This window comes from Acinetobacter suaedae (genome assembly GCF_008630915.1).
Lineage (GTDB): Bacteria > Pseudomonadota > Gammaproteobacteria > Pseudomonadales > Moraxellaceae > Acinetobacter > Acinetobacter suaedae.
On record NZ_CP043909.1, the window covers coordinates 542,307 to 565,290 of the forward strand.

The following is a 22,984-nucleotide window of genomic DNA, read 5'->3' on the forward strand; positions in this document are numbered from 1 at the left end:
TGGGGATCTTGATGAGATTGTCGTTTTCTACAAAAATTGTTGTAGTCACTTTATTAATAGGTGTTTGTGCTACACAGACAAATGCACGACGACTTTATAAATGGGTTGACCAAAGCAGTGTAACTAACTATTCAGAGTTTCAACCTAGAGAAGGGACTACTAAAAAACTAGAAGTATTAGAGAGTCGAGGCAGCGACTATGTTGATCCAATGATGGCTGTCACGGCCGAGATGAAAGCAATCGAAATACCTGTAGACCTGATTACACCACAAGACCAAGTAACAACGCGTCCATCGACCACTCTTCCGCAATCTCAACAACCCTCGACTCAAACAGTAGTGAAGCAGGGAATGTTAGCTCCGACATATACCCAGCCTAATACCACAGTTGCTGTAATTCCTGTGACTGAGAAGAAAGAGATTCAAGTTGCACAAACAATAACTGTGATTGAGAAAAAAGAAATTACGATCAATCCTACACTCGATAAAGTAAATAATGCAGGGGGAATTGCAGAGAAGAAGGCGGATTTGGCAGTAAGTGTACCCGTTGAAAGAAAACCACAGGCTACCATTAATCCTTGGACACGTGCGCCAAGCTTTGTCCCGTCAAATTTAGTGCCTCAGAATCTCACTAAAACGGCAACCAACCCTTAACTTGAATATAAATAAAGGCTGAAAAACTACAGCTGATTTTAGATTTTCGCTACACTAAGAAAAGTATCAAATGATCGGCGAAAAGTATGCTTCCTTTATATGTCACTTCTGGTGAACCTGCAGGAATAGGACCTGATATCTGTTTGGACTTGGCCGAACGAGTAGATGAGCGTCCTATTGTCGTTTTAGCTGATTTTAAAATGCTACAGCAGCGTGCTGATCGATTAGGTATTGTCGTCGAGCTTATTCCATACCAAGGTCAATCTACATCTAGTCGAAAAGGACAGCTATTCGTTGAACATGTCCCATTGATAGAGCCTGTAATTGACGGACAATTAAATCCAATAAACTCAGGTTATGTCTTAGAACAATTACGACGTTCAGCTGATTATGCCATGTCAGGTCGAAGTGTTGGCGTGGCAACAGCACCTGTGCAAAAATCCATTATCAATGAGGCTGGCATCGCTTTTAGTGGGCATACCGAATATTATCAGGAGTTCGCCAACGTTGATCGAGTGGTCATGATGTTGGCGACTAAAAGTTTACGTGTCGCTTTGGTAACGACTCATTTGCCGTTACGTGATGTGCCTGATGCAATTACTCAAGAGCGTTTACATCAAGTGATTGATATTTTAATTCACGACTTAAATACAAAATTCAAAATCGCGCACCCCAGAATTTTAGTCTGTGGTTTAAATCCGCATGCGGGTGAGGATGGCTATCTTGGACGAGAAGAAATTGAGGTGATCAATCCTGTGTTGGAAGCGTATCGCGCGCAGGGTGTGAAGATGAGTCTAAGTTTGCCCGCAGACACCTTGTTTACACCCGAAAACTTGAAAGATGCAGATGCAGTTTTAGCGATGTATCACGATCAGGGCTTACCTGTGCTAAAATCTCAAGGCTTTGGTGAAGCTGTAAACATTACATTAGGCTTGCCATTTATTCGAACCTCTGTCGATCATGGTACAGCACTTTCTCTTGCAGGCACTGGACAGGCTAAAGCTTCAAGCTTACATGTTGCAGTAGATTTAGCACTAGATTTGGCTCGTTAGTGACTCACGAGTAAATTATTCACGTTGGAATTATTATGTATCAAATTAATGCCCTAAACCCTAAAGATGAAGGGCATCAGGCTCGAAAACGTTTTGGTCAGAACTTTTTACATGATCAGCGTGTGATTGCCAAAATTGTACGCTCAGTGAATCCGCGTGCGGGCGAAAATATTGTGGAAATTGGTCCTGGATTGGCTGCATTGACATCTCCTCTGATTGGTGAGTGCGATGCTTTGACTGTGGTTGAGCTGGATCGGGATTTAGCGGCAGGTTTGCCAGGGCGGGTACCACATCCTGAACGTTTGACGATTATTGAAGCTGATGCTTTAAAGTATGATTTCACCCAGCTCTTTCAAGATGGTCGTCCATTGAGGGTAGTGGGTAACTTACCATACAACATTTCAACGCCATTATTATTCCATCTCTTAGAGTTTGGTGACAAAGTCAAAGACATGCATTTCATGTTGCAAAAAGAAGTGGTTGATCGTATCACGGCAGTGCCTAACACCAAAGAGTATGGTCGTTTATCGGTAATGATTCAGTATTATTGTAAACCGACATTTCTATTTGAAGTACCGCCGGGATCATTTAACCCGCCACCTAAAGTGACGTCAGCAGTTTTCCGTTTAGAACCATATGAAACTAAGCCAATTGTAGCGAAAGATGAGAAAGCGTTGGCTCGTCTTGTGAGCCATGTGTTTACACAACGTCGAAAAACCTTGCGTAACAGTTTAAAAGGCATGCTGGCTGAGGATGGTTTTGAAAAAGCAGGTGTTGATCCGATGGCGCGCCCAGAAACTTTAAGCTTGGCTGACTTTGTTGCTCTCTCTGATCAGATGGTGTCTTAATGTCAAAACGCTATAACTATGTGATTGGTGATGTGCAGGGATGTTTTGCTGCGCTCAAAGCTTTACTGAAAGAAATTCGTTTTGATCCTGACCAAGATTTTATCTGGTTTACGGGAGACTTGGTTGCACGTGGTGAAGATTCGGTTGGTGCTCTACGCTTTATAAAAAAACTGGCGGATCGTGGGGCTGCTGCAACGATTTTAGGAAATCACGATCTATCATTAATTGCTTCTGCACGTGGTTTCAAAAAAATCAAAGCCAAAGATCGAGTTCAGGATGTGATTGATGCGATTGATGGGGATGAACTAATCGATTGGTTGCGTAAACAACCATTATGTTTATTTCCAAATGCTGAAACGATGTTGACGCATGCGGGAGTACCTTGTATTTGGTCAGCAGAAAAAACCTCTGAACTTGCACAAGAGGTACAAGATGCGGTTGGTCATGAAGATTTGATGGTCTTAGATGCATTCTTAGCTGAAATGTTTGGTGCTCAACCTGATCTTTGGTCTGATGATTTGACGGGTATGGCTCGTTTGCGTTGCATTACCAACTATCTAACCCGTATGCGTTTAACGACCGCAGAAGGTCAGTTAGAGTTTGAGTTTAAAGAGGGCTTGGATGCACCAATGCCTAAAGGTTACAAGCCGTGGTTTGATTATGAAAGTCAAGCTGCTAAGACACATCACCTCGTCTTTGGTCATTGGGCAGCTTTGCATGCAAAACGCATTAGTGATGATATTCAAAGTGTTGATGGTGGGTGTGTTTGGGGACACCAGTTGGTGGCTTACCGTTTAGAGGATCAGCAGTTATTCGCTGTTGAAAATCCATGGATTGAGTCGTGAGCATATGATGCTTAGGCTCAATTGAAATATCGATAGAACCTGATCTGGTTGGGATGATCAAATTGTGCTTTGTCTGAATAGGGTGAGGCATTTTTTATTTTAGGGTTGTCAAAAAACTGTCATCTATTGATCATTAAAGTGTCAAAAAATATTTTTATGCTTAAAGCATGAAAATAACGACACAAATGGATGGCGATATGCAAAGTACATACGCGACATCTCTATTAAAGCAAGAACAGTTTCCTGAAAATTTGAAATTTTACTTTAAAAGGAAACATTTCAAAGATCAACAAGATCAATTGTCTGAACTTCAAGACCTTGTTCGCCCTCGTTTGAGAATTGCAATTGTGACTGAAACGTGGCCACCAGAAATTAATGGTGTCGCGATGTCGATGATGCAATTGTGTCAGGGCTTACAGCGTCTCGGTCATAAGATTTTACTGGTTCGTCCTATACAGGAAAATGTCTGTACTGAGTTCCATCCTGATCAGGAATGTTTGGTCTTTTCACAACCTGTGCCGAAGTATCCAAGTGTTCAATTTGGTTGGCCTCAATATCTCAAAGTGTCCAAAGCATTTGAAAAATTTGCGCCAGATGTGGTGCATATTGTGACGGAAGGACCTTTGGGTTTAACTGCATTACAAGCGGCAAAATCTAAAAAAATTGCTGTATCAAGTGGTTTTCACTCCGCTTTTCATGATTTTAGTCGATTTTTTGATTTGGCATTTTTAGTCAAACCCATTCAACGTTATCTCACTTGGTTTCATAACAGTACAGATGTGACGTGTGTACCTAGCCAATATACAGAGCAAGCTCTGCGTGGTTTTGGTGTGACTTGTCCATTGGTCATTGTTGGGCGTGGGGTGGATACAGCAAAGTTTTCACCCAAACATCGTTCGCAACAATTGCGTCAGCGATGGGGTGTAGATGCTCATACGCGAGTCTTATTATATGTTGGGCGTCTCTCACCTGAAAAAGAAGTAGATGTCTTAATTAAGAGTTTCCATGCATTGCAGGCTCAACAGGGTTATAACTCAAAATTTGTGATTGTTGGCGATGGTCCAGATCGCGCTCGCTTAGGGAAATTAGCTCAGTCCAATGATGTGATCTTTATGGGAAGTCTAAGTGGTCGTGAGTTATCAGAAGCTTATGCCAGTGCCGATGTTTTTACCTTTGCTAGCCAAGCCGATACCTTCGGGAATGTTGTGCTTGAAGCAATTGCGAGTGGACTGCCTGTGGTCGCTTATGACTATGTCGCTGCTCATCAACATATCAAACATGATGTTACAGGATGGTTGAGCCCACTAGGACATACCACTGATTTGATCCAATCAATTTGTCATTTACCTGCTCTCCCACAACTCAGACAAATGGGGTTGCTTGCCAGTGAAAGTGTGCAAGAAAACAGTTGGCAGTTTCCTGTACAACAATTAGAACAAGCACTTTATCAAGTTGCCAAGGAGTCTCCAATGACTTCTAGCTAACGATTCTCATATAGGAGAAGATTATGAAATTTGAAAATGCAAAAATAAAAATACTTGATCTTGATTTAAAAGGGTGTTTATACCTAAATCATCTCTCACATTCACAGCGTGTTGCCTTGTTTTTTAAAACGATCAGTCGTTTAGGTGATGGGCCATTTTGGTACGTTATGTTGCTATCTGTGTGGGCAACACAAGGTCTAGCATACGGCTTACAGATTTTGTATTTAATTCTCGCAGGCTCCGTTGGAACATTGATTTATAAGTTTTTAAAGCATAAAACCACACGTCCAAGACCTTATCAGGTTCATCAGGTCATCGTACTCGGTGAGCGACCATTGGATCATTTTAGCTTCCCATCAGGACATACTTTACATGCGGTGATGGTGACGATTGTATTGGGCTATATCCAGCCTGTATTGTTGATTTTAATGTTGCCATTTGCGATCTTGGTTGCCCTATCTCGAATGGTGTTAGGTTTGCATTATCCAAGCGATGTAATTGTTGGCGCAGTCATTGGTGCCTCGGTTGCAAGCGCGATCATTTTACTAGCACCGAGCTTGAATATCATTTTGTAGTGAATCTAGAGAAATAGGGCTATCGTTCAAATCAAATGATTTGTTAAAGTACGAGATAATCCTATTTTTTATTCAGGTTGTCATATGGGCTTACGTTGGACGGATACGATTGATATCGCAATTGAATTGGTAGAGGCACATCCTGATGTTGATCCGCAGTGGATTCGTTTCACTGATCTACATGCATGGGTTTGTGCATTACCAGACTTTAATGATGACCCAAACAAGTCAACTGAAGGCTTATTGGAAGCGATTCAAATGGCATGGTTGGACGAAGTTCGTTAGAAATTCATCCGAAATCGTGGAACTTTTACAGATTCCAGCTGATTATTGGCGATGACATCGGTATAATGCGGCAAATTTTTTAATGTTTAGACCATAATGGGAGCCAATCATGGCGATTGAACGTACTTTATCTATCGTAAAACCAGATGCAGTTTCTAAAAACCACATCGGTGACATCTTTGCTCGTTTTGAAAAAGCGGGTTTGAAAATTGTTGCAACTAAAATGAAACACCTTTCTAAAGCTGATGCTGAAGGTTTTTATGCTGAGCACAAAGAACGTGGTTTCTTTGGTGACTTAGTTGCTTTCATGACTTCTGGTCCAGTTGTTGTTTCAGTTCTTGAAGGTGAAAATGCAGTTCTTGCTCACCGTGAAATTTTAGGTGCTACAAATCCTAAAGAAGCTGCGCCTGGTACGATTCGTGCTGATTTCGCTGTAAGCATTGATGAAAATGCTGCTCACGGTTCTGACTCAGTTGCTTCTGCTGAGCGTGAAATCGCTTACTTCTTTGCTGATAACGAGATCTGCCCACGCACTCGTTAATCCAAAGTATTCAAGCCAGATAAGTGGTATACTACTTATCTGGTTTTTTATTTTTTATAAATTGTGTTGTGTAAAGAATACACAGCATCTTTAGCGCTGATATTGTTTAGGTAAATGTTCATGAGTTCTGCAGTGGTCGTTTCATCCGAAAATTTAGATGAAAAACAACAGTCTGTTTCTATGCCTGTGGTTCATGCTGCCGACAATAAAGTCAATTTACTAGGCATGTCACGTGCAGAATTAGAAAAGTTCTTTGAAGACTTGGGTGAAAAAAAGTTTCGCGCTGGTCAGGTGATGAAATGGATTCATCAATATTTTGTTACTGATTTTGCTGAGATGACCAATATCTCAGGTAAGCTACGTGAAAAATTAGAAAAAATTTGTGAAATCAAGGCACCTGAAGTGGTGCATCGCAATTATTCAAAAGATGGTACCCGTAAGTGGGTGTTCCGTGTCGGTGATGGTGACGGTTCTTTAGTGGAAACCGTCTTGATTCCTGCTGAAGATAAAACGGGTGCACGTAAAACCTTATGTATCTCGTCACAAGTTGGTTGTGCGCTGGATTGCTCATTTTGTTCAACGGGTAAACAAGGTTTTCAGCGTGACTTAACTCCTGCTGAGATTATTGGTCAACTTTGGATGGCAAACTATTCCTATATGGAAGAGGTGCCTGTTGCTGAGCGCGAACGCACGGTGACCAATGTGGTGATGATGGGCATGGGTGAACCTTTACTCAATTATGATGCGGTATTGAGTTCAATGCAGTTGATGTTGGATGACTTTGCTTATGGCATGTCAAAACGTCGTGTAACCTTATCTACATCTGGTGTAGTGCCAAAGATTGACCAATTGGCGCAAGATATTGATGTGGCATTGGCAATTTCATTACATGCACCGAATGATGAGCTGCGTAATGAATTGGTACCGATTAATAAAAAATATCCATTACAACAATTGATCGCTGCATGTCAGCGTTATTTAGCAAAAGATGGCAATGAAAGCGCGCGCCGCCATGTCACCATTGAATATGTGATGTTAGATGGGGTCAATGACCAGCCAGAGCATGCGCAACAGCTACTTAAATTGTTAAAAAATTTACCAAGTAAAATCAATCTGATTCCATTTAACCCTTTTCCACATGCACCATATGGTCGTTCAAGCAGAAATCGTATTATTGCATTCCAAAAAACTTTGTCTGATGCAGGATTTGTGTGTACGATTCGTCAGACACGTGGTGATGATATTGATGCGGCGTGTGGTCAATTGGTAGGGCAAGTTGCTGACCGGACTCGTCGTGCTGAACAATGGAAAAAGAAAGTGGCGCAGCGACAAGAAATTTTGCGCACACAAGGATAAAACTTGGGGACAATGCGTTGAATACAACTCGACTAAAAACGACCATAGCGATAACAGTTGTACTTATGGCAGGTGGCTTGACAGCTTGCCAATCGACACCATCTACGAAAGATCCAGAGAAAGCTGTTCAGGTTCGCACCCAATTGGCTGCGGAATATATTCGTACGCGTGATTTGGACTCTGCAAAACGTTCACTTGACCAAGCATTGAAACTTAATTCCCGTGATGCAAATGCCAATATGATGATGGGTATTTTGCTGCAACAAGAGGGAAGTAAGCTCAATATGGAAAAAGCAGATGCTTATTTTAAGCGAGCGATTTCATCTGAGCCAGACAATGCTCAAGCGCGTAATAATTACGGTACATACTTATATCAGATGCAGCGTTATAATGAAGCAATTGAGCAGTTCACGCGTGCTGGTGCAACCTTAGGTTATGATCAACGATTTCAATCACTGGAAAACCTAGGGCGAATCTATTTATTATTGGGCGATGTGACGAATGCTGAAAAATCATTCAAACAGGCGCTGCAAGCAAATCGAAATGCAACCATTTCAATGTTAGAGTTGTCGGAAATTTTCTATTTGCAACAAAACAATAGAGATGCATCCCAGTTATATGAACAATATGTTCGTAGCGTGGGACAGCGCAACCAAGGTGCTAGAGCACTTTGGATCGGGATACGCATTGCTCGAGCGAATGCGGATCAGTTAGGAATGCAAGTGTTAGTCAACCAATTACGCGCTTTATTTCCTGATAGTCCAGAATATCAACGTTATTTGCAATTACAGTACAGTACTGAGGCCGTATGGAAATAAATCCAAATTCACATCAGCCAACTGGCTCAACCTCGCCATCGTCAACATTGGGAAATATTCAACGACCTGGTGAGTATTTGCGTCAAATTCGTATTGCACAAAAGAAAGAACTTGAAGAAATTGCAAGCGTATTGAATATGCCAGTCAAAACGTTGACAGCATTAGAGCAGGATGAATATACCGCTTTGCCTGAGGCGACGTTTATTAAGGGCTATTATCGAGCATATGCGAAATGTTTAAATGCTGATGCGAGCGCGATTATTCAACGTTTTGACGAAATATATGCCAATGATACGGGGCTCAAAGCAAGCCATGCCTTGAATAATTCACCAATTAAAACCATGGGTAAATTGGCGGGTTCAAAAAGCGTACGTAATCGTAAATGGTTAAAACGTCTGGTGATTTTGGCTGTTGTTTTATTGCTGGGTTGGTTGGCTGTTATGGCTGTACAAAACTGGTCATCGAGTAGCAGTAAAGATGATGTCGATATTCCTAAGATTACCAATTCAGATATTGAAATTTTACCGATGGCAAACACATCTGTGGCATCGGGAGATCAGTTAGTATTGAACTTTAGCCGTCCGACATCCATTAATATTGTTGATGCAACAGGTAAAGTCCTTGCGACAGGTCGCCAAGCGTCAACATTAAATTTGAGTGGCGAATCACCATTTCAAATTCGCTTAGATGATGCGACTGCCGTAACATTAAGTTTGAATCAAGAACAGATTTCATTGCGTCCTTATACAGTGAATGGTAAAGCTGAATTCCGTTTATCTCGCTAATGCTAAATAGGTAGCTATACGATGATCGTGAACCCAATTAAGCGTCGTCCAACACGAAAAATCCGTGTGGGGTCGGTGTATGTCGGTGGTGATGCTCCCATTAGTGTGCAGAGCATGACCAATACTGAAACCTGTGATGTCGATGCAACGGTTGCACAAATCCAGCGCTGTGCAGATGCAGGTGCGGATATCATGCGTGTTTCTGTGCCATCGATGGAGGCAGCAGAAGCATTTGGTGCTATTCGTAAACGTGTTTCTGTGCCTTTAGTTGCTGATATTCATTTTGATCATCGTATTGCGTTAGCGGTCGCTGATTATGGCGCTGATTGCTTGCGTATCAATCCAGGAAACATTGGTTCGGATCAAAAAGTACGTGAGGTAGTTGCAGCGGCAAAGCATCATGGGATTTCGATTCGTATTGGTGTAAATGGCGGCTCTTTGGAAAAAGACTTGCAAATCAAATATGGTGAACCAACTGGGCAAGCGTTGCTTGAGTCTGCGATGCGCCATATTGATATTCTAGATCGCTTAAATTTCCACGAGTTTAAAGTGAGCGTAAAAGCATCAAATGTGTTTTTAACCATGGATGCTTATCGTTTGTTGTCACAACAGATTGATAACCCATTGCATCTCGGTGTAACTGAAGCAGGGATCTACCGTACCGGTACTGTGAAATCAGCGATTGCGCTTGGTGGGCTGTTGATGGAAGGCATTGGTGATACCATGCGTATCTCCTTGGCTGCTGAGCCTGAAGATGAGATTAAAATCGGTTTCGATATTTTAAAATCATTGAGCTTACGTTCGAATGGCATTAACTTTATTGCTTGCCCAAGCTGTTCACGCCAAGAGTTTAATGTGATCCAAGTGATGCAAGCTTTGGAAGAGCGTTTAGAGGACATACGTACTCCGATGGATGTATCGGTTATCGGATGTAAAGTGAACGGTCCTGGTGAGGCTAAAGAAGCTGATATCGGGATTGTAGGTGCAGCACCACGTTCGCTGGTCTATCGAAATGGTGAAAAAAGTCATTTAATTGACACCAATCAGTTGGTTGATGAAATTGAAACAATGGTTCGTCAACGTGTTCAAGAGCTTGAAGAAGCCAAATCTAAAGAAATTATTCGTAGTTCATCATGAGTTCAATCGTCGCTATCAAAGGTTTTAATGACATCCTTCCAACGCAAACTGCGGCTTGGAGAAGTCTAGAACAACAATTGGCATCTTTAATGGATGCTTATGGTTATCAGCAAATCCGTTTGCCTATCGTTGAGCAAACAGGTTTATTCAAACGTGCTATTGGCGATGCGACTGATATTGTCGAAAAGGAAATGTATACCTTTTTCGATAAGGGAACACCACCAGAGTCATTGACCTTACGTCCAGAAGGGACAGCGGGTTGTGTACGTGCAATGTTAGAACACAACTTACTTCGTGGCGCTGCGCCACGAGTATGGTATGTGGGACCTATGTTCCGTTATGAAAAACCGCAAAAAGGGCGTTATCGTCAATTTCATCAATTCGGTGTAGAAACTTTTGGTGTTGCAACGCCTGATATTGATGCTGAAATTATTCTCATGACTGCACGTTTGTGGAAACGTATGGGAATGGCGGAAAATGTGCGTTTAGAATTAAACACTTTAGGTGAAACGGATGAGCGCGCTGAGTATCGTGCCGCATTAGTTGAGTTTCTGAATCAACATAGAGATCAGTTAGATGAAGACTCACAACGTCGATTAACCACAAATCCTTTGCGCATTTTGGATTCTAAAATCGAATCAACACAAAAGATTTTAGAAAATGCACCTAAATTGCATGATTTCTTAAAAGAAGATTCGCTCAATCATTTCCAACAACTACAGCAATATTTAACTGATGCTGGCGTTGAGTTTGTGATTAACCAAAAGTTAGTACGTGGTTTAGATTACTACAACAAAACGGTATTTGAGTGGACGACCACCATGTTGGGCTCTCAAGGAACAGTATGTGCAGGCGGTCGTTATGATGGTTTGGTTGGTCAGTTAAAAGGTAAGCCAGATCAATCCGTACCTGCGGTTGGTTTCGCGATGGGGATGGAGCGTTTGCTGTTATTACTTGAGCAAGTAGCGCAGAACAAAGATACGCGTGATTGTGAAGTGTTCCTATTGGCAGAGCCAGCATATCAAGCTAAAGCATTGGTATTGGCTGAGCAAATCCGTGACCAGTTAGAAGCTGCGAATAGCACGATTCGCCTCAAAACTGGTTCTCAAGGTAGCATGAAAAGCCAAATGAAGAAGGCGGATCAATCGGGTGCTGTTTATGCTGTGATTTTGGGTGAGCGAGAGTGGGATTCACAGCAGCTTCTGGTGAAAGAACTTGCAACGGCTGAACAGTCTCAGGTTTCCTTAGCTGAGTTGGCACCATTTTTTATCGAAAAATTTAAACAATAAAACATTTAGGAAAAGGACAATCACATGAGTTTAAGTGATGATGAACAACTCGACAGTTTGAAGTCGTTTGCTAAAAAATACGGTTCCGCAATCATAAGCGGGATTCTCATTGCCTTGATTGCCTTTTTCGGATGGGAATATTGGCAAAAAAAGACTTTGGCTGAAGCACAAAGTCAGACGGCTAAAGTGCAAAAGTTAATGGATGAGGCCAAAGCAATTTCTGGCCAGCCAAATGCATTTGAGACGATTTCTGAGGCGGCAGATAAGATCGTTAAAGAAGATGCCAATTCTGTGCATGCAATTCAGGTTCAATTGTTATTGGCAAAGTTGGCTTATGATAAAGATGATTATGCGGCAGCTGAAAAGGCATTAAAGAAAGTTGAAAACTCGACTGTAAAAGATGCAGGTTTGATGCAAATTGTTAATTTACGTTTAGCAGATGCACAGCTGGCACAGAAAAAATATGATGAAGCTTTGAAGACGCTAGATAAAGTGACTGAGCCAACGTTCAAAGCGACTGCAGATGAAATGCGTGGTGATGTTTATGTTGCAAAAAAAGACACTGAAGCTGCGCGTAAAGCCTATCAAAGTGCATGGGATAATGTAGTCGAACGTAAGTTAGAGCGTCAGCTTTTACAAATTAAACTCGAAAGTGTTGGCGTTTTAGTGGATGATCCTGAAGTTGAGCGCCCGATCTTAGATACCAATGTGGATGAGTCTTAATGCAGAATAAACTAAAACTACCATTGGCAATCGCCATTGCTTCAGCTTTATTTGTAGGTTGTTCGAGTAATAAGGTAAAGCCTGTAAAGCCGAACCCATTACCTAAAATCACCCAAGAACAGAGTTTAAATCTTGTATTTTCACAAAGTGTTTCCTCAACGAATGCCGCTGATGCCTTACGTTTGCAGTTAGATACGGATAATGGTGTAATTTTCACTCTAGATCCAGATGGTCAGGTATCCGCTTATCAAGGTAAACAACGACTTTGGAAAAGCAAAATTACTAAACAAGAGCTGACGGCTGGTGTTGAAGCTGGTGAAGGTGTTGTGGTTACAGGTAATCGTAAAGGTCAGTTATTTGCACTGGATCAAGCAACAGGTGAGCAGAAATGGACTGCACAATTGTCTGGTGCGATTTTAACACCTTCTTTGATTCAGTCTGGTCGCGTGATTAGTTTAGCGAATGATGGAACTGTATTTGCACATGATGTTGCTACAGGGCAACAAGTTTGGGCATATAAGTTACCCAATGTACAATTCAGCTTACGTGGTCAAGCCGCACCTGTTCGTTTAGATGATCGTACAGTATTAATCGCTTCAGCAAATGCATATATTTATGCAATTGATGTGATTAGTGGTATCCCAAGATTTCAACGTCGAGTTGCAATCAGTGAGGGACGTTCTGACATTCAACGTTTGAATGATATTAATGGTGATCCTGTTGTTGCGGGGCAGTACTTGGTAACCACAAGTTTCCAAGGGCAAGTCACTGTTACTGACTTAGCAACACAACGCGTGGTTTGGAGTGAAGACGCAAGTAGTACCAATCGCCCTGAAGTTGCTGAAGATAAAGTTTTTGTTTCAACTGTGGATGGTAAGTTAAATGCTTATGATCTCTCTACAGGTGAAGTTGTTTGGCAGAACGAAAGCTTGTTAAATCGTAAGCTTAGTAATCCAGTTATGCTTGGACAAAACCTTGTAGTTGGTGATTTGGATGGTGTTTTACATCTGATAGAACCTGCCACAGGACGTTTGGTTGGTCGTGCTAAAACACGTGGAGATGTTCGTAAATTACGTGTGATTAATGATCAGCTTTACGTTTCCACTCAAAAAGGTGCATTAAGCATTTGGCAGAATCGTTAATTTTATCCAAGCTTGTGGTAAAATTAGAAAATAGGGCATGGCAAAATACCATGCCCTGCATTTTTTATAGAATTTAAATTTCAACATAAATTTTTCAATCCGAATATGATACTCGTTAGGGGCATCCGCAACCTGAGCGAAGATACACAAAGCACTGCTTTGTCTGGGTGTAAGACGAGTAGCTCTGCTGTGAATATTGTATGCGAATTGAGTCTTGTAGTATGGATAACTGTCTTTGCCTTTACGAAGCTTCAAGTGCTTGTTTGGGTAAAAAGAAAGTCAGTCTAACTGAAAGCTTATCCAAGTATTGGGTGATAAATCAGCAAGACACCATTATGATGATTTTAAAAATCTAACTCAGATTAAGGTAATTTATGAAACCCGTTATTGCGCTCATTGGTCGTCCAAACGTCGGAAAATCAACGCTATTTAACCAAATCACTAAAAGTCGTGATGCTTTGGTTGCTGACTTCGCTGGTTTAACTCGTGACCGCAAATACGGAGATGCGGTATATCAAAATAAATCATTTATCGTCGTCGATACCGGTGGTATCGGTGAAAATGAAGGTGGTATTGACTCTTACATGGCGGAGCAGTCAAAAACCGCGATACATGAAGCGGATATCATCGTTTTCGTGGTAGATGCGCGTGCTGGCCTATTGGCATCAGATGAACAAATTGCACGAGAACTACGCACATTAGGTAAGAAAGTTTATTTAGTTGCTAACAAAGTGGATGGCGTCCATGCTGAAGCTGCTTTAGTCGAGTTTTATAAGCTCGGTATGGGTGAGCCATTGCAAGTAGCTGCAAGTCATGGTCGTGGCGTACAGCAAATGTTAGAAGATGTACTTGCAGAAGTACCTGAAGATGAAAATCCTGAAGAGCATAATAAAAATACGGGTTTGCGTTTAGCGATTATTGGTCGTCCAAACGTGGGGAAGTCAACACTCGTTAACCGTTTATTGGGTGAAGAACGTGTGGTGGCTTTCGACCAACCAGGGACAACCCGTGACTCGATTTATATCCCATTTGAACGTGATGGTCGCCAATATACTTTGATTGATACGGCAGGTGTACGTCGTAAAGGTAAAGTGGATGAAATGATTGAGAAATTCTCAATTGTTAAAACACTACAAGCGATGAAAGATGCAAATGTGGTTGTAATCGTTGTAGATGCTCGTGAAGGTATTGTTGAGCAAGATCTACATTTGATCGGTTATGCACTTGAAGCAGGTCGTGCAATGGTGATTGCCATCAACAAGTGGGACAACATGACCGAGTATGATCGTAAGCAATGTAAACTAGATGTTGAGCGTCGCTTTGATTTTATTCCATGGGCGAAAATTCATTTAATTTCGGCATTACATGGCACTGGGGTGGGTGAGTTATACCCATCCATCCATCGCGCTTATGAATCATCGAATTTGAAAGTTTCACCAGCAAAACTCACTCAAATTCTAAATGATGCAACAGAAGCACATCAGCCGCCAATGATTAGTGGTCGACGTATTAAAATGCGTTATGCGCATATGGGGGGGCAAAACCCACCGACGATCGTTATTCATGGTAATAAGGTCGATAAGACACCGGCAGACTATCGCCGTTATCTCGAAAATGTATTCCGTAAAGTCTACAAGCTTGAAGGAACACCCGTTAAGATTGATTTTAAAACGTCTGAAAATCCATTTGAAGGTCGTAAATCTCAGGTGGATGAGCGCGTTGCAGCACGTAAACGCCGTTATGTTCAGAAATTCAAAAAGGCTGAAAAGAAATTTAAGCGTTAATTTAAACGGATATAGATTAGCCCAGAGTTCGCTTTGGGCTTTTTTATTACTATAGGTGGATAGTTACATTTAATAATCATTAAATTTATTAAGTTTAATTTGATAATAAATGATTTGCAGTCTTAGTTTGATTATTGATTAGTATAAGTGTTTGAATTTTAATAAAACCTATTTTTTGTTAAATTTCGTACCAGTGCTATAATGCCACCGCAAAATTTTTATAAATTTTTTTAACAATATTGGATTGTGCATTGCATGTTGAAACTCCATCTAACGCAGCCTCAGCTTATTGATGCACAGCAAAACTATGCTGCGTTGGACTCTATCCCAGCGATGCAACGTCGCCGTCTATCTGCATTGGCAAAAATGGCATTAAGCAGTGCCTTGACGACGCTCAATGGTCAAGAGGTGGATTATATTGTCTGGGCTTCTCGATATGGAGATGAACAAAAAACCTTAGATATTCTGCAAGATGTCTTACAACAACAAACGCCATCCCCAACACAGTTTTCAACCTCAGTTCACAATGCGATTGCAGGCTTGTATTCGATTTTATGTCAGGATGCCACTCCCTCTACAAGTTTAAGCTGTGAATGGACGGAAGCATTAATCGAGGCTTATGCAATATTAAAATCAATACCCACAGCACAACGTGTGTTGGTGGTGGCATATGATCAAGCCTTACCGGGTATTTATACCGACGCGGCTGAGTTCTCAGCATTTGCGTTGGCGACCATTGTCAGCTTAGAGCATCCTAATTTGGAAGTTTTGAAGCTCAGCGGCTCGGAATCCTTAGAAAGTTTGGCTTTTTATCAGTTTTGGCAGGCTGCAGAAGTAGGTCAATCGGTGTTGAGATGGAAAAAATGTTAAAGCTGAATCAGATTAAACAGAAAGCCAATTATGCTTGGCGTGTTGCAGTAACAGGTTTCAGCTTTGCTAGTTTCGGTGTGGGTGGAGTTGGGATTGCAACAATTGTGGCACCTTTGGTTCACTTAAGCAGCCGCAATCCAGTTGTCCGTCAGCAACGTGCACAGAAAGTCATTCATTATAGTTTTAAGGGTTTTACTGAAATGATGGTCAAACTTGGTGCGATGACCTATTCAGTTGAGGGGCTGGAAAAACTGCAAAATAGTCGCCAAGAATTGATCATTGCCAATCATCCGACTTTAATTGATGTCGTAGTGATGATTGGATTAATGGAACAAGCAAACTGTGTTGTTAAACAGTCATTATGGTCTAATCCATTTACACGTGGTCCGGTGCGGAGTGCGGGTTATATTTTAAATGAAGGTTCACAACAGTTTATTGAGGACTGTGTCCTTCGATTAAAACAACAGGACGCAGCTTCATTACTGATTTTTCCCGAAGGGACGCGAACCGAAAAAGGCGAGTGTTTAAATGAATTTCAACGTGGGGCCGCAAATATTGCGATTCGTGCCAATGTGCCCATACGTCCAGTTTTGATCACGTGTACGCCATCTACCTTAACTAAAAATGAAAAATGGTATCATGTGCCCGCACAGCCTTTTCATATCGAGATTAAGGTGCTGGATGCAATTGAGGTCCAAGATATTTTGGAAGATTCAGAAGTTTCACCGAAGCAGGTGCGTCAGTTGAATCAAGGTTTTTATCAAATTTTTAATAATGAGTTGTCAAAAAATGAGCAATCTTGCTGATGAATTAAAGCAAATGATTATTGATGTTCTTGCGCTTGAGGATATTTGCATCAGTGATATTGAAACTGAAGCACCACTCTTTGGTGAGGGGTTAGGCTTAGACTCAATTGATGCGCTCGAGTTGGGTCTGGCATTGAAAAAGCGTTACAACATTCATTTGAATGCCGAGTCAGATGAGACCAAACAACATTTTAAATCAGTTCAAAGCCTGGTGGCTTTGGTTGAAGCACAGCAAGCAGTTTAAGGAGTAGATCGATGTTAACTCAAGAACAGGTGCTGGCAAAATTAAGAGAATGGATGCAGGATTTATTTGAAATTGAGCCTGATGAAATTCAGCTTGATTCAAATTTATATGAAGATCTCGACGTCGACAGTATCGATGCGGTGGATTTAGTGGTGAAAATTAAAGAACTGACCGGCAAGCAAGTCAAGCCAGAAGACTTTAAGGCGGTCAGAACAGTACAAGATGTTGTTGTTGTCATTCAGAACATGACGGCTGAATGAAGCATCTGTTAAGAGGGGGAGTAATCACATTTTTTGTATTATACCCCTTTATTGTCGGATGGAGTCTATCACATGGTCAGTTTCTCTGGGTTAGTGCTTTACTCGTCGTTCTTGGTATACTTCGTTTGGTCAGTGCGAAAAAAGACTTGATGTTGCCTTTGACCGGATTGGCCATTATCTGTGGTGGTTTGAGTCTGATTTTAAAAGATCATGCTTGGCTTAAGCTTTATCCAATCGGAATGAGTTTAGGGGCTTTGGTTATCTTTGCCCTGACTTTGTATAAACCACCTTCTATGATCGAGCGTTTTGCCCGTTTGATGGAACCCGATTTACCTGCATCGGGAATACAGTGGACACGTAAAGTGACCGTGGTTTGGTGTATATTTTTTAGTATAAATGCCCTGATTGCATTGGCAACCTGCTTTGCACCAATGAAGGTGTGGGTGATCTATAATGGTTTTATCTCTTACGTTTTGATGGGAATTTTATTATTGGGTGAGTTTATCTTGCGCAAAAGACATCAACGTTTAAATCAAACAACATCTTAAAATACTATGCCTATTTCTTTTTATAATGATATTGATTCAGCTAATACATTGTGTATTACTTCTGAGTTAAAAACAATTTCTTATGCTGATTTTTGGCAAGACGTCGCTGAACAAGCTGCTGCAATAAGAGGATTGAGCCAAGAGACATGGGCATTGTGGGAACAAGATAGTTACCAGTTTTTGCTATTATTCTTTGCAGGCTTATTGGCCAATAAAAAAATTATTTTACCCCCCAATCGTGTCCGAGATTTAGAACAACAATTTTTACAGCAAGATATTCATTTTCTTGAGCGTCAGTTTATTCATGCGTCTTTAAATAGCAGTGAACATGAAGCGAACTTGATCAGACTACAAAAGGATGAATTCCTCGATCAGGCGGAAGTGATGTTTTTTACCTCTGGCTCAACAGGGGAACCGAAAAAAATTGAACGTACCTTAAAGCAGCTTTTAAATGAAGTTTCAGGCTTGGCCAGCAGTTTCCAGCTCAATGCAAAAAGTGCTGCAATTGCGACGGTTAGCCATCAGCATATCTACGGTTTATTGTTCAAGCTACTGCTGCCATTGGCAACGGGTCGCCCTTTTTTCAATACGCAACTGGCATTTCCCGAAGATGTTATTCAGGTGCAACAGCGTTTAGCCGAAGCGGGTTGGATGCATTATGTGATCTCAAGTCCAGCTTTATTAAAACGCTGGAGTCCAGATCTCGCCTTACAACATTGTGAAATGATCTTTAGTTCAGGTGGAAAGCTGGATGCAGGTGTTCGTCCGCACCTGAATGTGCCGATTATTGAGGTTCTGGGCAGTTCTGAAACAGGGGGCATCGCACACCGTCATCAGGATGATGCAGCGTGGACAGCATTCGATAATGTCGGGATTCAGATTTCAGCGACTACTCAGCTTATGGTGCAAAGTAACCATGCCGGTGAGTCTGGCTGGATTATTACCGGCGATGCTGCTGAATGGATCGATATCAATCTTAAGCAATTTAAATTATTGGGACGACTGGATCGCATTATCAAACTCGAAGAAAAGCGTTTAAGCCTGGATGCCATTGAATATCAGATCAATCGCTTGGTTGAGGTTGAACAAAGTCATGCTTTAGTGACGGAACATCAGAATCGCCAAATGCTGGCGTGTATTGTGGTGCTGACAACAGAAGCCCAGCAGCAACTGATTGAGCTGGGCAAAATGGTATTTGTGAAGAAGTTAAAGCAGCAACTCCAGTTTCAGCTTGAAAGCATTGCAATTCCAAGACAATGGCGTTTCCTGAGCCAGATTCCACAAAATGCGCAATCAAAACGAGATAAAAACTATTTAAAAGCGCTGTTTGCACCGATGTTGCAGCCCGTGGTTTTATCACAGTGGCAAGTGCAGGATGAGCATTATCTTCAATTGGAGTTTCCTCCTGAGCTGGAATGCTTTAAAGGACATTTTCCGAAGCAAGCAATTTATCCTGGCGTTGGGCAGATCAGTTTTGTTCAACAGTTTGCCAAGCACAGATGGTCTGATTTAAATGAGTGTCAGGGATTGGAGCAGATCAAGTTCCAGAATCTGATACGTCCTTATGCAGTGATACAATTAAAATTAACGCGTAAACAGTATAAAATTAGCTTTGAAATGACCGCCGCTGAACAGACTCTGGCTTCTGGTCGTCTTTCGTTTGCTGTTGATGAGGGGTAGGGCCAGTTATGTTGGCATATAGCATTGTGATTCCTGTTTATAATCATCCGCATTATCTGGCTGATCTGGTGCAGCATTTATCCCAATTCCAGTATCCGGTCATCTTGGTTAATGATGGTAGTGATGCGGCTTGTACAGCGATTCTGCATCAACTGGCACAACACAATGCTTTGGTCGATTTGGTTGAGCACACTCAAAATTTAGGTAAAGGTCAAGCTGTGATAACTGGTTTGCAACATGCAGCACAACGTGGCATGAGCCATGTATTGCAGATCGATGCAGATGGTCAGCATTGCTGGGATGATGTGGCGAAATTTATTGAGCTATCGCAACAGCATCCCCAGGCGATGGTGATCGGTCAGCCTGTTTTTGATGCATCTGTACCGAAAAAGCGTCTCTATGGTCGTTATATCACGCATTTCTGGGTCTGGCTGAATAGCCTGTCTTTTGAAATTAAAGACAGTATGTGCGGTTTCCGCATCTATCCATTGGCGCAAACCATGCCAATCCTGAACACGGCCCGATTCCAGCCGCGAATGGGCTTTGATAGCGAGATTCTAGTGCGGTTAAAGTGGGAAAATATCCAGTTTGTAAATGTGCCGACCAAGGTGATTTACCCTGAACATGGTATCTCTCATTTTAATGTATGGCGGGATAATCTCGGTTTAAGCAAAGCGCATGCAAGATTATTTGCTGGAATGCTGATCCGTTTGCCGAGATTGGTTTGGCATAAGATCAAGGCTGACTAATCCTATGGTACAGCACAAAACAGATCGGACCTGGCACGATATTAAAGAACGTGGCGGGCTCTTACCGCTGATGCTCATGCTTGGCTTTTATCGTTGTGGCGGGCGCTGGTTATGCCGTGTCTTGCTGTACTTTATTATTATGTGGTATTGGCTATTTGCAGTGACTGCACGCAAGGCATCGTTGCAATATCTACAACGTCTGCACCAGTTTGCAGGAGTACAATCGCCATTTGAAACGATGCCGAACTGGACAAATAGCTATACGCATTTTATGCAATTCGGTGAATGCATTTTAGATAAAATTGAGGGCTGGTTGGGGCATATTCCTGAACAACAATTACAGTTATTCGGGCATAAGCATTTTCAGCAACATTATCAGAAAGGTGCCATTATTGTGGTGTCGCATTTCGGCAATATTGAATTGTTGCGTGCGATAAAGTCAGAACATCCACAAAAGATCAACGTGCTGGTCTATCAAAAACACGCGTCTCAATTTAACCGGTTTTTAAAAAAAATTAATGATAAAGCCGATGTGAATTTAATTTCTGTCGATGAGTTAGGAATTGAAACCGCCATCCTGTTGCAGGAAAAAATGCAGCAGGGGGAGTGGGTCATCGTGGCCGCAGACCGTGTCCCTGTACAATCAGATCGTGTGCAAAGCGTACAGTTTTTAGGACAAGAGGCAGCTTTACCCCAAGGCGCCTGGATTCTGGCCAATTTACTCAAGGTCCCCGTACTGGCTGTATTTTGCTATCGTGTCCAGCAAACGTTTCAGCTCCATATTCATGCTATTGCTGAACAGGTTGATTTACCGCGTAAAAACCGTTTAAGCAGCATGCAACACATTACCCAATCCTATGTCACCGTATTAGAACAGCATTGCTTACGTGCCCCGTATCAATGGTTTAATTTTTATCAGTTTTGGACAAAATAACGTGAATGCAAGTCAAATTGAAGCAAGGGGCAAGCCGGTTCTGATTGTGGGGGAACAAGCGCTCAGTATCGAAGATGTGGTCGCGGTTGCCCGACAAGAGATGCAAGTGGCTTTACCTACATCAGCGGCTTGGCGTGAATTGATTCAGCGTGGTGCTGACTTTTTAGATCAACTCTTGCTGGATGAAGGGGTGATTTATGGCGTGACCACGGGTTATGGTGATTCCTGTCTGGTTGAAATCCCCATGCATCAGGTCAATGAGCTGCCTTTGCATTTGTCCCGTTTTCATGGCTGTGGTTTAGGTGAAAATCTGGACTTGATCACGGCACGAGCGGTTGTGGTTACGCGTCTGTGTTCTCTGGCACGTGGTTATTCAGGTGTCTCTCTGGCATTGCTGGAGCGTCTGGTTTGGATGCTCAATGAAAACATCATTCCTGTGATTCCATCTGAAGGTTCTGTCGGCGCAAGTGGTGATTTGACCCCTTTATCTTATATAGCCGGTGCTTTGGTCGGGGAGCGCGATGTCTATGCGCAAGGCAAGATTGTACCGATTGCCCAGATCTACGCCGAGAAAGGCATTCCGCCACTCATCTTGCGTCCGAAAGAAGGGTTGGCACTGATGAATGGCACCGCAGTGATGACGGCGATCGCTTGCTTAAATTATAAAAAAGCTGAACAGGTGGCATTGGCCAGTACCTTGATCACGGCCTTAAATGTGTTGGCACTTGAAGGGAATCCAAGCCATTTTGATGAAGTCTTGTTTGCACAAAAACCTCATCAGGGGCAGCAACTGATTGCACAGCAACTACGTGAATGGCTGAATAGTGAAGTACAAACAGCACATCAAAGTCCACGTCTGCAGGATCGTTATTCCTTACGTTGTGCACCGCATATTATTGGAGTGTTTGAAGATTCTAAAATATGGTTACGCCAGTTTATTGAAAATGAATTAAATTCGAGTAACGATAATCCGTTGATCGATCCTGTGAACTTAAGGGTATTGCATGGTGGACACTTCTATGGCGGGCATATTGCACAGGCCATGGACAGTTTGAAGATCATGATTGCCAATATTGCGGATCTGATGGATCGGCAAATTGCACAATTGGTCGACCATAAAATGAATCATGGATTGCCACGTAATCTGACCGGCTCTGGTGCAGACCGCTTACCGTTAAATCATGGCTTTAAAGCCGTGCAAATCGGGGTATCAGCCTGGACTGCCGAAGCCTTGAAGCATACCTTGGCCGCCTCTATTTTTTCTCGTTCGACCGAATGTCATAATCAGGACAAAGTGAGTATGGGTACCATTGCAGCACGGGATGCAACACGTGTGATTACTCTGACTCAGCAGGTTCTGGCCGCTTTATGTTGTGCCAGTGTACAGGCAGTGTATTTAAAGGGTGGGGTCTCACAACTGAGTCCAACTTTAAAAGCCTTTGTCGAATGGACCTTACACAGTTTTGCATTACTTGAAGAAGACCGTCCATTACAAACTGAACTACAACAGATTATTGATCGTTTCGACAACTTTGAATTGTTTAATCAGTTTCAGGAAAAGGCATAGGAGCGCACA

The 22,984-nt window shown here is 42.1% G+C and carries 25 protein-coding genes; all 25 read left to right on the top strand.

Annotated features, from left to right (window positions below):
• The first annotated feature begins 11 nt into the window (after positions 1-11).
• The 25 genes from F2A31_RS02610 to F2A31_RS02730 all read left to right on the top strand — a co-directional run bounded on the left by F2A31_RS02610 (position 12) and on the right by F2A31_RS02730 (position 22,975).
• Positions 12-653: a hypothetical protein gene (locus F2A31_RS02610; RefSeq protein ID WP_150025038.1), complete on the top strand. Its 642-nt coding sequence runs from the start codon at positions 12-14 to the stop codon at positions 651-653.
• An 86-nt stretch (positions 654-739) separates the two neighbouring features.
• Positions 740-1,705 (top strand): 4-hydroxythreonine-4-phosphate dehydrogenase PdxA, encoded by a 966-nt coding sequence (gene pdxA, locus F2A31_RS02615; protein WP_150025039.1) that lies wholly within the window; start codon positions 740-742, stop codon positions 1,703-1,705.
• 35 nt (positions 1,706-1,740) lie between these two features.
• Positions 1,741-2,553, top strand: coding sequence for a 16S rRNA (adenine(1518)-N(6)/adenine(1519)-N(6))-dimethyltransferase RsmA (gene rsmA / locus F2A31_RS02620; RefSeq protein ID WP_150025040.1), 813 nt, complete (start codon positions 1,741-1,743; stop codon positions 2,551-2,553).
• Positions 2,553-3,398: a symmetrical bis(5'-nucleosyl)-tetraphosphatase gene (locus F2A31_RS02625; RefSeq protein WP_150025041.1), complete on the top strand. Its 846-nt coding sequence runs from the start codon at positions 2,553-2,555 to the stop codon at positions 3,396-3,398. The genes rsmA and F2A31_RS02625 overlap by 1 nt, the downstream gene beginning before the upstream one ends.
• Positions 3,399-3,565: 167 nt before the next feature.
• Positions 3,566-4,882 (top strand): glycosyltransferase family 4 protein, encoded by a 1,317-nt coding sequence (locus tag F2A31_RS02630; RefSeq protein ID WP_171490547.1) that lies wholly within the window; start codon positions 3,566-3,568, stop codon positions 4,880-4,882.
• 23 nt (positions 4,883-4,905) lie between these two features.
• Complete coding sequence (locus tag F2A31_RS02635; RefSeq protein WP_150025043.1) at positions 4,906-5,457, top strand: phosphatase PAP2 family protein; 552 nt, start codon at positions 4,906-4,908, stop codon at positions 5,455-5,457.
• Positions 5,458-5,541: 84 nt separating this feature from the next.
• Positions 5,542-5,742: a Fe-S cluster assembly protein IscX gene (iscX, locus tag F2A31_RS02640; RefSeq protein ID WP_004640824.1), complete on the top strand. Its 201-nt coding sequence runs from the start codon at positions 5,542-5,544 to the stop codon at positions 5,740-5,742.
• Positions 5,743-5,851: 109 nt separating this feature from the next.
• Positions 5,852-6,283, top strand: coding sequence for a nucleoside-diphosphate kinase (gene ndk, locus F2A31_RS02645; RefSeq protein WP_150025044.1), 432 nt, complete (start codon positions 5,852-5,854; stop codon positions 6,281-6,283).
• Between the two features lie 120 nt (positions 6,284-6,403).
• Positions 6,404-7,639, top strand: coding sequence for a 23S rRNA (adenine(2503)-C(2))-methyltransferase RlmN (rlmN, locus tag F2A31_RS02650; protein WP_150025045.1), 1,236 nt, complete (start codon positions 6,404-6,406; stop codon positions 7,637-7,639).
• A gap of 17 nt (positions 7,640-7,656) precedes the next feature.
• A complete protein-coding gene (gene pilW, locus F2A31_RS02655) occupies positions 7,657-8,457 on the top strand; it encodes a type IV pilus biogenesis/stability protein PilW (protein WP_026056343.1) in 801 nt (266 codons plus the stop codon).
• Positions 8,448-9,242, top strand: coding sequence for a helix-turn-helix domain-containing protein (locus tag F2A31_RS02660; RefSeq protein ID WP_004640817.1), 795 nt, complete (start codon positions 8,448-8,450; stop codon positions 9,240-9,242). Before pilW ends, F2A31_RS02660 begins: the two co-directional genes overlap by 10 nt.
• 21 nt (positions 9,243-9,263) lie before the next feature.
• On the top strand, positions 9,264-10,379 hold the full coding sequence (ispG, locus tag F2A31_RS02665; RefSeq protein WP_150025046.1) for a flavodoxin-dependent (E)-4-hydroxy-3-methylbut-2-enyl-diphosphate synthase: 1,116 nt from the start codon (positions 9,264-9,266) through the stop codon (positions 10,377-10,379).
• Positions 10,376-11,668, top strand: a complete 1,293-nt coding sequence (gene hisS / locus F2A31_RS02670; protein ID WP_150025047.1) for a histidine--tRNA ligase — start codon at positions 10,376-10,378, stop codon at positions 11,666-11,668. The genes ispG and hisS overlap by 4 nt, the downstream gene beginning before the upstream one ends.
• A gap of 24 nt (positions 11,669-11,692) precedes the next feature.
• Positions 11,693-12,391 carry a YfgM family protein gene (locus F2A31_RS02675; protein ID WP_150025048.1) on the top strand — a complete coding sequence of 233 codons (699 nt, stop codon included), beginning with the start codon at positions 11,693-11,695 and terminating at the stop codon, positions 12,389-12,391.
• Positions 12,391-13,533 (top strand): outer membrane protein assembly factor BamB, encoded by a 1,143-nt coding sequence (gene bamB, locus F2A31_RS02680; protein WP_150025049.1) that lies wholly within the window; start codon positions 12,391-12,393, stop codon positions 13,531-13,533. The genes F2A31_RS02675 and bamB overlap by 1 nt, the downstream gene beginning before the upstream one ends.
• Before the next feature lie 374 nt (positions 13,534-13,907).
• Positions 13,908-15,317, top strand: coding sequence for a ribosome biogenesis GTPase Der (gene der, locus F2A31_RS02685; protein WP_004640809.1), 1,410 nt, complete (start codon positions 13,908-13,910; stop codon positions 15,315-15,317).
• Positions 15,318-15,572: 255 nt separating this feature from the next.
• On the top strand, positions 15,573-16,187 hold the full coding sequence (locus F2A31_RS02690; RefSeq protein WP_150025050.1) for a beta-ketoacyl synthase chain length factor: 615 nt from the start codon (positions 15,573-15,575) through the stop codon (positions 16,185-16,187).
• Positions 16,172-16,993 carry a lysophospholipid acyltransferase family protein gene (locus F2A31_RS02695; protein WP_150025051.1) on the top strand — a complete coding sequence of 274 codons (822 nt, stop codon included), beginning with the start codon at positions 16,172-16,174 and terminating at the stop codon, positions 16,991-16,993. Before F2A31_RS02690 ends, F2A31_RS02695 begins: the two co-directional genes overlap by 16 nt.
• Positions 16,977-17,237 (top strand): phosphopantetheine-binding protein, encoded by a 261-nt coding sequence (locus tag F2A31_RS02700; protein ID WP_150025052.1) that lies wholly within the window; start codon positions 16,977-16,979, stop codon positions 17,235-17,237. Before F2A31_RS02695 ends, F2A31_RS02700 begins: the two co-directional genes overlap by 17 nt.
• A gap of 11 nt (positions 17,238-17,248) precedes the next feature.
• Positions 17,249-17,497, top strand: a complete 249-nt coding sequence (locus F2A31_RS02705; protein ID WP_150025053.1) for an acyl carrier protein — start codon at positions 17,249-17,251, stop codon at positions 17,495-17,497.
• Positions 17,494-18,045, top strand: a complete 552-nt coding sequence (locus F2A31_RS02710) for a COG4648 family protein (RefSeq protein WP_150025054.1) — start codon at positions 17,494-17,496, stop codon at positions 18,043-18,045. The genes F2A31_RS02705 and F2A31_RS02710 overlap by 4 nt, the downstream gene beginning before the upstream one ends.
• Positions 18,046-18,051: 6 nt before the next feature.
• Complete coding sequence (locus tag F2A31_RS02715; RefSeq protein ID WP_150025055.1) at positions 18,052-19,725, top strand: AMP-binding protein; 1,674 nt, start codon at positions 18,052-18,054, stop codon at positions 19,723-19,725.
• Between the two features lie 8 nt (positions 19,726-19,733).
• The gene (locus F2A31_RS02720; RefSeq protein WP_150025056.1) at positions 19,734-20,474 is read left to right on the top strand and encodes a glycosyltransferase family 2 protein; all 741 of its coding nucleotides are present in this window, start codon (positions 19,734-19,736) and stop codon (positions 20,472-20,474) included.
• 4 nt (positions 20,475-20,478) lie between these two features.
• Positions 20,479-21,408, top strand: a complete 930-nt coding sequence (locus tag F2A31_RS02725; RefSeq protein WP_150025057.1) for an LpxL/LpxP family acyltransferase — start codon at positions 20,479-20,481, stop codon at positions 21,406-21,408.
• A gap of 1 nt (position 21,409) precedes the next feature.
• Positions 21,410-22,975: an HAL/PAL/TAL family ammonia-lyase gene (locus F2A31_RS02730; RefSeq protein WP_150025058.1), complete on the top strand. Its 1,566-nt coding sequence runs from the start codon at positions 21,410-21,412 to the stop codon at positions 22,973-22,975.
• Positions 22,976-22,984: the final 9 nt, after the last annotated feature.

Excerpts from the sequence above, each read along its gene's own strand:
- F2A31_RS02690 (WP_150025050.1), top strand. The coding sequence starts at position 15,573 with ATGTTGAAACTCCATCTAACGCAGCCTCAGCTTATTGATGCACAGCAA.
- F2A31_RS02630 (WP_171490547.1), top strand. The coding sequence starts at position 3,566 with ATGAAAATAACGACACAAATGGATGGCGATATGCAAAGTACATACGCG.
- F2A31_RS02725 (WP_150025057.1), top strand. The coding sequence starts at position 20,479 with ATGGTACAGCACAAAACAGATCGGACCTGGCACGATATTAAAGAACGT.
- F2A31_RS02700 (WP_150025052.1), top strand. The coding sequence starts at position 16,977 with ATGAGCAATCTTGCTGATGAATTAAAGCAAATGATTATTGATGTTCTT.
- rsmA (WP_150025040.1), top strand. The coding sequence starts at position 1,741 with ATGTATCAAATTAATGCCCTAAACCCTAAAGATGAAGGGCATCAGGCT.
- F2A31_RS02675 (WP_150025048.1), top strand. The coding sequence starts at position 11,693 with ATGAGTTTAAGTGATGATGAACAACTCGACAGTTTGAAGTCGTTTGCT.
- ndk (WP_150025044.1), top strand. The coding sequence starts at position 5,852 with ATGGCGATTGAACGTACTTTATCTATCGTAAAACCAGATGCAGTTTCT.
- pdxA (WP_150025039.1), top strand. The coding sequence starts at position 740 with ATGCTTCCTTTATATGTCACTTCTGGTGAACCTGCAGGAATAGGACCT.
- F2A31_RS02715 (WP_150025055.1), top strand. The coding sequence starts at position 18,052 with ATGCCTATTTCTTTTTATAATGATATTGATTCAGCTAATACATTGTGT.
- rlmN (WP_150025045.1), top strand. The coding sequence starts at position 6,404 with ATGAGTTCTGCAGTGGTCGTTTCATCCGAAAATTTAGATGAAAAACAA.
- ispG (WP_150025046.1), top strand. The coding sequence starts at position 9,264 with ATGATCGTGAACCCAATTAAGCGTCGTCCAACACGAAAAATCCGTGTG.
- F2A31_RS02705 (WP_150025053.1), top strand. The coding sequence starts at position 17,249 with ATGTTAACTCAAGAACAGGTGCTGGCAAAATTAAGAGAATGGATGCAG.
- F2A31_RS02720 (WP_150025056.1), top strand. The coding sequence starts at position 19,734 with ATGTTGGCATATAGCATTGTGATTCCTGTTTATAATCATCCGCATTAT.
- der (WP_004640809.1), top strand. The coding sequence starts at position 13,908 with ATGAAACCCGTTATTGCGCTCATTGGTCGTCCAAACGTCGGAAAATCA.
- F2A31_RS02625 (WP_150025041.1), top strand. The coding sequence starts at position 2,553 with ATGTCAAAACGCTATAACTATGTGATTGGTGATGTGCAGGGATGTTTT.
- F2A31_RS02710 (WP_150025054.1), top strand. The coding sequence starts at position 17,494 with ATGAAGCATCTGTTAAGAGGGGGAGTAATCACATTTTTTGTATTATAC.
- hisS (WP_150025047.1), top strand. The coding sequence starts at position 10,376 with ATGAGTTCAATCGTCGCTATCAAAGGTTTTAATGACATCCTTCCAACG.
- F2A31_RS02695 (WP_150025051.1), top strand. The coding sequence starts at position 16,172 with ATGGAAAAAATGTTAAAGCTGAATCAGATTAAACAGAAAGCCAATTAT.
- bamB (WP_150025049.1), top strand. The coding sequence starts at position 12,391 with ATGCAGAATAAACTAAAACTACCATTGGCAATCGCCATTGCTTCAGCT.
- iscX (WP_004640824.1), top strand. The coding sequence starts at position 5,542 with ATGGGCTTACGTTGGACGGATACGATTGATATCGCAATTGAATTGGTA.
- F2A31_RS02635 (WP_150025043.1), top strand. The coding sequence starts at position 4,906 with ATGAAATTTGAAAATGCAAAAATAAAAATACTTGATCTTGATTTAAAA.
- F2A31_RS02660 (WP_004640817.1), top strand. The coding sequence starts at position 8,448 with ATGGAAATAAATCCAAATTCACATCAGCCAACTGGCTCAACCTCGCCA.
- F2A31_RS02610 (WP_150025038.1), top strand. The coding sequence starts at position 12 with ATGAGATTGTCGTTTTCTACAAAAATTGTTGTAGTCACTTTATTAATA.